We start from the raw sequence: 8,023 nt of genomic DNA on the forward strand, positions 1-8,023 counted from the left end.
AAAAGAAAAAAGCTGGGATATTCCCAGCTAATCATTTAACTACTTAATTCTATAATGGGGAATTTTATCCCGATATTATCGGAGAATTTAGAGGCGTTATTGACAATATAGTTTGTTTCTGGTACAATGCATAAAGAAATGATGGCAATGAGTAATAAAAAAGCACCTGCTAGGATAATCGCAAGTTGCACAGATAAAAATAGCGCTAATACGACACTCATTATAATACCTAAAAAGCTACCAATTGAACGCCACTGAGCGCCTTTTAAAAAAACACGTTCAAGCGCTTGGTTTTCTAATTCGTCTGCAATCCAAGCTTCTTCTGATCCGCTAATAAATGTCCAGCCAATACCCCATAGCATGGATGCAAGCGCAATCGCCCAAAATTCGGGGATACTGCCTTCTAATAAATGCGCGCTACCAATTATTACAGTACCGAGTATAAATGATTTTTTACGGCCAAAAAAATCAGCAAATAGACCAGTTGGTATTTCACAAATAAAGACAGTTAATTCTAAAATGGTGCCAATTAATACGAGCTCTAATGCGTTTAATTGTGCAACGGATACATAGTAAATGGCGCTGATTGTAAAAACAATGTGAATGCTAAACGAGCGCGAGGATGTTAAAAAATAATAAATGGTTGTTAACTTCAAAAGAGACCCCTCCGATTTAGATGAGGGCGCTTTTTTCTAAGAATTGCTACCCTCCAATTGATGATTGATGTTCTGGTCGTATTGCTGCATATAATCACTCCTAAGAAAATAGTTCCTTCCACTATACAGGGAATAATTGGAAAGATAAAGCTTTATTTTGTACAACAAAGGAAGCCTACCAATATAATGGAAAATAGCTACTAGAAAGGGTGATGAGAAATGCCAAAAACAACAGTCGAAAATTTAAAACGAGCAATACAGCAAAAACTACAGCAAGCAGATGTATTAGAGGAGCATGCAGAAATTGTCGCGGATGTATTAGCCTTTGCGGAAACACGCGGGGTGCAGTCACATGGTGTCATTCGCCTCCCGATTTATTTACGCCGCGTGGCACAAGGACATATTAATATTCGCCCTGACATTGCGATCACCCAGCTAAATGAGGCCGTTTGTAAGGTGGATGGTGATTTTGGATTTGGGCATGTCGTGGCGAAAAAGGCAACGGATGAGGCCATTACCTTAGCGAAAAAATCAGGTATTGGACTAGCGATTGTATCCAATTCGACGCATTGCGGAGCTGTCGGCTATTATGCACATGAAGCGGCAAAAGAGGGAATGATTACGCTGCTACTAACGCAGGCGGATGCGTTAGTAGCACCATTTGGCGGTCGGGATGCTTACTTAGGTGTTAATCCAATTACATATGGTGTGCCAAATGAAGAGGAGCCGATTGTGCTCGATATGTCAACGAGTAATGCAGCATTTGGGAAGGTGTTACTCGCACGCGAGCAAAATACTGAAATTCCTACGGATTGGGGCCTTGATGCAGTGGGTAATCCAACGACGAATCCACATGAGGTAAAAGCTCTGCAGCCAATTGCAGGGGCGAAGGGATCAGGACTAGCGCTGTTTGTTGATGTGGTGGCGGGGCTTTTACCAGGCGGCAATGAGACAATGTACAATGATTTATCGCAAAAGCGTCATTTAGGGCAATTTATTATTGCGATTAATCCAGCGCTCTTTATGCAACCAGAGGCTTTTGCAAAGGGTGTGCAAAATATGGTTGATGGGCTACATGAGGCAGTGCCAGCGCCCGGCTTTGATAAGGTACAGCTGCCAGGAGAGCGCTCTGCTCAAAAGGCGAAAAAGGCGCAGGAAACAGGGGTTGAACTGTCGGAGAATGCGTATGATTTACTAAAGGAGCTACTAGAATAATGTATGAACAGGATGACTTACGAGAAGCAAAGCGACAAATTGAGTCGACGCTGCATAAGTTACGCGAAACGGTCAAAACGTTAGAGGGAAAAGAGAATCCGTCGCGTTATAAATCACAGATTACGTTAGCGAAGCGCCGTATTAAAGCTTTTACAATTGCAGTAACGTTAATAGAGCAGCAATTAGAAAATGGAAAGAATGGGTAAATAAGCCCATTCTTTTTTATTTTGATGAAAGATGAAAAAGGGAATGGGATAATAGCATGAAGAGAACGGAGGAGAAGCTAGATGAAGAAAAAGATAATAGCTACGACACTGGCAGCCATTGTAATGGCGAGCACCATACAGGAATCACAACTTGCAGAGGCAGCAACGTACAAACTAAAAAATGGCGTGTTAATGAATAGTGCTACAGGTAAAGTAGCCGCTGGTTATGTGCTGTATAAAGGTAGATTATATAAAAATGGCAAATTGAATAAGGGCTATGTTGTGTATAGTGGGAAGCTTTACCGTCATAGTGTGCTGAATACAGGCTATAAAATTATGGGAACGGGCAATAAAATGAGGCTGTACGACAATGCGACACTGAAAAAAGGCAATAAAACAGCGCGAGCTAAGACGTTATTATTCAAAAATGGCATACTGGCAAAGGGCTATGTGCAGACATCTACGAAGGAGCGGCTTTATAAAGATGGCTTTTTAGCAAAAGGGACGACGATGTACCCACAAAAAAATGTTGCGACGGCTAAAAAATTGTATTTATATCAGGACGGCTATTTGTACAAAGGGCTGAAGCGCTATCGTTATTTAAATCAGTACACGTATTTATTTAATAACGGCTACCTTGATACAAAGGATTACCGCCTACATGACGATGTATTATTCCATGAGGGACGTAAGGTGCTGAAAAAGATGCTGTATCAGGGGAATTACTATGAGCGCGGCATACTCGCAACGGGTTATTATAAAGAGCTATTTTATATTAAAGGGATTCTTGCAAATGGGATGTATAATGGTGATGAATATAAGGACGGCAAACTACAGTTTACAGTCGATAGTATAGAGGCCATTGACCGTACCATTTTACGAGTGAAAGGGAAGGGCTTAACAGGTCTGCGCAAAGACGATGTAAAAGTAGATGGCACTGCATCAGTTGGGCTATCGTATCCAGAGGACCGCGTAATGGAGGTTGATTTGGAAATGCCATTACCGCTGAATACACCGACTACAGTACGTATTGGGGACCAGATGTTTACGGTGAGCTATATAGCGGATATCCAACGCTTTGGTCTATGGGAAGATACTTTTGCTGAAAATGAGCCTGTGACGCTACAGTTTAACGTAGAAAATACAATGCAAACAGTGGATATGTTAAAGCTACAAGGCTATGAGGTTACATTCGAGGCAGATGAGGCGATTTTTGAAGAGGGTACGACGTCTACAACAGGGAAATTACGTGGCGGTACGGGAACATCTTCTGTTAAAATTACGCTGAAAAATGCGGATAAAACGTATGAAAAAACGATACCGGTAACGTTCACTAAGCTTCAAGCAACAGAGGAGCAGGAGCCTTATACACTATCTGTGAAGCGTAAAGAGGGCTATAGTGCACTACAAAGTAATACATTAGTGATTGGTGAGCAAGGTTATATTTCCTCAGCTGCTTTTGGTGGAGGACCGGGTCGTATTGATGGTTTTGGACTAGCGCTGACATCCTCAAATCCAGCTGTCGCGGCCATTGAGCAAAAGCCTGTAAAAGAAGGGCGTCTACCAACGGACCAAATTATTGCTAAAAAAGCAGGTAAGACAACCATTACGATTGCAACAAAAGGCTATAAGCAAGAGTTTGAGCTTACGGTTGTAAATGATGAGCGTAAGCTGACGACTGTGGACGCACCGAGTAAATACGAAGCGGTTGTTGGGAATGCGAATAAAGAAAAAATTCCGGTGACATTACTAGACCAATATGGTGATTTTATGGAGCTAGAAACGCCAATTCGCATCGTCTACCCAGCGATTGTTGGGATGCCGGATGAAGGGAAGCTATATAATAGCTACGCACCATTAGAGTTTAATGTGAAGCAATCGGGGCAAGCCGGTGATATTTTGTATAAAGATGACGAGGGTAAAATTCTAGCAAAAACGACGGTAACGACGGAAGGACTTGCGACGAAGGAGCATCTTGTATTAGATCGTAAATCCGAAGAAACCCGGCATCATGTACAAATGTCGGCATTAACGCGCTTTGCTTTTGAGGATGCACGCGGGAAATATGCAGGTGGCGCGACTGTTGCGGATTTAAAAGGTTATCGTATTCAATATAATCCGGGAATGGTTATGATCAATGGGGTGAGTACGGGCGAATATGTTTTCACTGGAAATGAAGCGACACCAGATGTATCAATTGGTGGTAGACATGAGGGGCATACAACGCTGAATTTTTATAATCCACAAGGCGAAAAGGTGCTAACGACAACGTGGTATTTCTATGACGATCAGCCATCCATTATTCAGCTAACTACGCACGATATTGCGACGGTGAGAGCTCCGACGACGCTTGGCTTCCGTGATGTTCTTTATACGAGAGAAGAAGCTGGTAAGGATGACATCGTCGAAAAAATCACCTTATCGAGAGACAATGATTATCCTGTACGTAGTGCGAGCGAACGAAGAAGCTGGGTAGGGCAATACGACGAAGTAGATTCGCCTTATGTTAACTATGGCGATTTGTATGTTGATTATGACAATGATGGACAATTTTCACCGTCAGACGAGCGTATAGCAGATCTTACAACAGAGGACGAAAAGAACTATGCGACGACTGGACGGATTGTAACGGAAAAAGGTCAACTTAAAATCAAGTATGGAAAAATTGTTTCAAAAGTAATTGATGTAGAATAAAAATAAGATTGTCCCTGAATTTTCTTATATGAGCATTCAGGGGCTCTTTTTTGTTAGGAAAGGCTTTATACTAATCTATTTTTGCGATAAGGGACTTTCGTTGTTTTAATTTTTTTATTTAAATTAATAAAAAAATATCAAAATATGTTTAGAATAATCAGAAAACTGGTATAAAAGGTAATGTAAAGAATGGGTTACGATGGATTTAATTTCAGGATTATTAGCAACGATTTTAGGAATCTTAGGTAAATTATTAGGTGGCTTATAAGAAGTAATGAATAATAGGTGTGGAATTCAAAAAAAGTAGGCATTGCGTTTGAGCGCAGTGCCTACTTTTTTTAGCTTATGAAAGAATGTTTTTTTCCTTCGCCTCTTTTAACCACAATGGGAATTCATCAAGTAGCTGGTCATACAATTCCTCATCACTTACCGCTTCCATTGCCTGTAGGTGGAAGAAGTTCGCATTATCCACAACGCGGCCCTCCATCGTATCGAGCTTTTGAAGTGTATCAAAGTTGCCATTGCCAATACCGATAAACTGCCAAAAAATTGGCTTGTCTGAAGAGGACATAATGAATTTTTTAATGCCCGCTTTGCAGCCACCATCATTTAAAAAGACGATAAAGGCCGGTGTATCCTCAGGTTCTTCTTTTAAATATTTTGTCATAACATCCTTCATTACTTGCGGCTCATCATTACGTCCAAATTTATGAACATTGTCATTCGTTAGTACAGCCTTGTCGATATAGCCAGAGAGCTCATTTTCTGTGACAGCTGGCAGACGAGAAAATTCATTATCGTAAATCCATACATCCATCGCCCCGTCATCGTCAAATTGACTAGCGACCGCAAGCACGCGCTCAACCGCCTCCTGCACGACACCTTCCTTATACAATTTACGCATAGAGCCTGAAATGTCTAAAACAAGACCTACGCGTGCCGTTACGCCAGTAAGCTTTTTCTTTTCTAAAACAATTTTTGCAGTTTGCTTCTTTAATGAAATTGATGACATGTTAAAACTCCCTTCTCATGTGATACTAGCTTATTTCTACATGCAGACATAATGTTCCTTTAAAATGTATGATATAATGACAATATATTCCATAAATATACCGATGAGGAGGAACTACTATGTGGCAACAGCAGATAATTGAAACAAATCGAGGTATGTTTGAGGTATTTGTGGCAGGTGAGGGTGAACCACTATGTGTAACACATTTATATAGTGAATTTAATGAAAAAGGAAATCTTTTTGCGAATCAATTTGTAGCAACGCATCGCGTGTATTTAGTGAATTTACGAGGCTGTGGACAATCGACGGATGATACAGCCATTGCTTCTTATAGTATGGCGGATAGTGTGCGCGACTTAGAGACAATTCGTGAGGCACTAGGTCTAGCAAAATGGGCGTTTGCTGGACATTCAACGGGTGGGATGCTGGCGCTCGTTTATGCGATACAAGCATCTAGCTCACTGTCGTTTATCGTGGCAGGTGGTCTTTGTGCCTCAAATGACTATATGAAAAATCCAGCAAGTATTTACTGTAAGGACAATTTACATAATGCGCGCCTTCGTGAAATTTTGGCGATGCTCGCAAACCCCGCTTCCACAGCTGAAGAACGTCAGGACGGCTCAAAGGAATGGTCACTTATGTCACTGTATAAGGCGAGCAGCTATGACAAGCTGATTAGTCGTCCAAACAGCGGTAAAACGGTATCGAAAAGATTGAATTATTTCTCATATGAGGAGTTGCCAACCTTTGATGTACGCCCGCAGCTAAGGAATGTCACGATTCCAGCCTTTATTTACGGTGGGAAATACGATGCACAATGTCCGTATGAATATGCAGTCGAAGCGGCGGCGCTACTCGGCAACGCAACACTTACGACCTTTTCAACAAGCAATCATTTCCCATTTGTTGAGGAAGAACAGGCATTTGAGCAGTTTGTCGAAAAAATGATGCAGCAGAAGGTGAACCATTGATGAAGAATGTGGGTTGGGGTACACTGTCACCCCTTTTTGTGCTCGTTGGCCTCATCTTATCCATTTCAGTGGGCACCCATGAGGCATACGGAGACAAAATCATTCGTATGTTAGGGCTAGATGTCTGGTCAAATGGGGATGATGGCGTTCATTATACACTGTATTACTTATTTATTTTTTACATACCAGCACTTATATTAGGATTGAAATTTAAGGAGCATTTTGGCGCCACACTTGGTAAAAATCTATCGTTATGCATCGTTGCCATCTTATCCGTAACGATTTTACTCGTTGTCATTTAGGAGGGGGAAATATGCACGTAAAATGGGGAGAATCCATTGTAAAGCTAACCTGGCAAAAACGTACGACACTGCCACCTTTATCGCTTATTACAAGTGTTCATGGCTTTTGCTTTTATCAAGATAAGCTATTGCTTGTAGATTTAAATGCGCGCGGCTGGGATTTTCCAGGTGGGCATATCGAAAACGGCGAGACTGTAGAAGCATGCTTTAAACGAGAAGCCTTTGAGGAGGCCTATGTCGAGGGTGACTGCACACTGCTAGGTGCGATTACTGTTGATCATCATGATAACCCTGCCTGGACAGAACATAGCCCCTATCCGAAAGTCGGCTATCAAGTATTTTACAAAATGAAGATTACAAATTTCTTACCTTTTGAAGGGCAGTTTGAATCATCACAGCGCAAGCTCATTCATCGAGCAGATGTTTCACTGTATTATTCAGGATGGAATGAGGTTTACGAGGCGATAATGGATAGTATAGAGTAAAACAGAGACAAACGTTTTTAGCGTTTGTCTCTTTTTAGATGGCTTAATCCTCCGTAATCCGCGGAAGAGTTGAAAATGGATGCGTCGTAAAATTAGCGATAAAATCCCAGCACTGTCCGTCTAATTGAATCATTAAAAAGAATTTTTTTTGACGAGCTACATCAAAGGTAAATTCATATTTCGTCATGTCATGCGTAAGTGGGATGTGCTGCTCTGAAGTGATGACGATATTTTCGCCATTCTCCGCATCACGAGCCACACGACGATAAGCTTCCTTTAACTGTACCTCATTCGAAATTTGTCTTACCGTATAATAGTCGCCGCTCGCGATTTTTTGCGTATCCTTTGGCTCACTCGATAGGTTTGGAACATAGCTCTATAAATGCTAATTTAAACGTGTACATATAAAATCACTTAAAGATGTACAAATTTACCATTAAATGTAACATACTAGAACTTGAGGTGAATAGTATGTACATAAA

9 protein-coding genes are annotated in these 8,023 nt (G+C 41.2%); 6 read left to right on the plus strand and 3 right to left on the minus strand.

The window, feature by feature from the left end; translation table 11 throughout:
* Positions 1-35 precede the first annotated feature (35 nt).
* Positions 36-656, minus strand: a complete 621-nt coding sequence (locus ACFSY7_RS10865; protein WP_380147845.1) for an MFS transporter — start codon at positions 654-656, stop codon at positions 36-38.
* A gap of 219 nt (positions 657-875) precedes the next feature.
* On the opposite strand from ACFSY7_RS10865, the gene ACFSY7_RS10870 reads away from it, so the two are divergent.
* From ACFSY7_RS10870 to ACFSY7_RS10880, 3 genes are all read left to right on the plus strand, one after another.
* Entirely contained in the window at positions 876-1,871 is a 996-nt protein-coding gene (locus ACFSY7_RS10870) for an Ldh family oxidoreductase (protein ID WP_380147846.1), read from the plus strand.
* The gene (locus tag ACFSY7_RS10875; RefSeq protein WP_449274627.1) at positions 1,871-2,077 is read left to right on the plus strand and encodes a hypothetical protein; all 207 of its coding nucleotides are present in this window, start codon (positions 1,871-1,873) and stop codon (positions 2,075-2,077) included. Before ACFSY7_RS10870 ends, ACFSY7_RS10875 begins: the two co-directional genes overlap by 1 nt.
* A gap of 81 nt (positions 2,078-2,158) precedes the next feature.
* Positions 2,159-4,771: a hypothetical protein gene (locus tag ACFSY7_RS10880; protein WP_380147847.1), complete on the plus strand. Its 2,613-nt coding sequence runs from the start codon at positions 2,159-2,161 to the stop codon at positions 4,769-4,771.
* 343 nt (positions 4,772-5,114) lie between these two features.
* Here ACFSY7_RS10880 and ACFSY7_RS10885 read toward each other — a convergent pair whose 3' ends face one another.
* Positions 5,115-5,783, minus strand: a complete 669-nt coding sequence (locus tag ACFSY7_RS10885) for a vWA domain-containing protein (protein ID WP_380147848.1) — start codon at positions 5,781-5,783, stop codon at positions 5,115-5,117.
* Between the two features lie 119 nt (positions 5,784-5,902).
* Here ACFSY7_RS10885 and ACFSY7_RS10890 point away from each other — a divergent pair, with 119 nt between their 5' ends.
* The 3 genes from ACFSY7_RS10890 to ACFSY7_RS10900 are packed head-to-tail and all read left to right on the plus strand — an operon-like array spanning position 5,903 to position 7,541.
* Entirely contained in the window at positions 5,903-6,754 is an 852-nt protein-coding gene (locus ACFSY7_RS10890) for an alpha/beta fold hydrolase (RefSeq protein ID WP_380147849.1), read from the plus strand.
* The gene (locus ACFSY7_RS10895) at positions 6,754-7,056 is read left to right on the plus strand and encodes a hypothetical protein (protein WP_380147850.1); all 303 of its coding nucleotides are present in this window, start codon (positions 6,754-6,756) and stop codon (positions 7,054-7,056) included. The genes ACFSY7_RS10890 and ACFSY7_RS10895 overlap by 1 nt, the downstream gene beginning before the upstream one ends.
* Positions 7,057-7,067: 11 nt before the next feature.
* The gene (locus tag ACFSY7_RS10900) at positions 7,068-7,541 is read left to right on the plus strand and encodes an NUDIX hydrolase (protein ID WP_380147851.1); all 474 of its coding nucleotides are present in this window, start codon (positions 7,068-7,070) and stop codon (positions 7,539-7,541) included.
* Positions 7,542-7,584: 43 nt separating this feature from the next.
* Here ACFSY7_RS10900 and ACFSY7_RS10905 read toward each other — a convergent pair whose 3' ends face one another.
* Positions 7,585-7,800: a hypothetical protein gene (locus ACFSY7_RS10905; protein WP_380147852.1), complete on the minus strand. Its 216-nt coding sequence runs from the start codon at positions 7,798-7,800 to the stop codon at positions 7,585-7,587.
* Positions 7,801-8,023: the final 223 nt, after the last annotated feature.

The organism is Kurthia populi (assembly GCF_042686175.1).
Lineage (GTDB): Bacteria > Bacillota > Bacilli > Bacillales_A > Planococcaceae > Kurthia > Kurthia populi.

What these genes read in the sequence shown, in the direction of transcription:
- ACFSY7_RS10875 (WP_449274627.1), top strand. Translation starts at nt 1,871, where the DNA reads ATGTATGAACAGGATGACTTACGAGAAGCAAAGCGACAAATTGAGTCG.
- ACFSY7_RS10890 (WP_380147849.1), top strand. Translation starts at nt 5,903, where the DNA reads ATGTGGCAACAGCAGATAATTGAAACAAATCGAGGTATGTTTGAGGTA.
- ACFSY7_RS10880 (WP_380147847.1), top strand. Translation starts at nt 2,159, where the DNA reads ATGAAGAAAAAGATAATAGCTACGACACTGGCAGCCATTGTAATGGCG.
- ACFSY7_RS10870 (WP_380147846.1), top strand. Translation starts at nt 876, where the DNA reads ATGCCAAAAACAACAGTCGAAAATTTAAAACGAGCAATACAGCAAAAA.
- ACFSY7_RS10895 (WP_380147850.1), top strand. Translation starts at nt 6,754, where the DNA reads ATGAAGAATGTGGGTTGGGGTACACTGTCACCCCTTTTTGTGCTCGTT.
- ACFSY7_RS10885 (WP_380147848.1), bottom strand. Translation starts at nt 5,783, where the DNA reads ATGTCATCAATTTCATTAAAGAAGCAAACTGCAAAAATTGTTTTAGAA.
- ACFSY7_RS10900 (WP_380147851.1), top strand. Translation starts at nt 7,068, where the DNA reads ATGCACGTAAAATGGGGAGAATCCATTGTAAAGCTAACCTGGCAAAAA.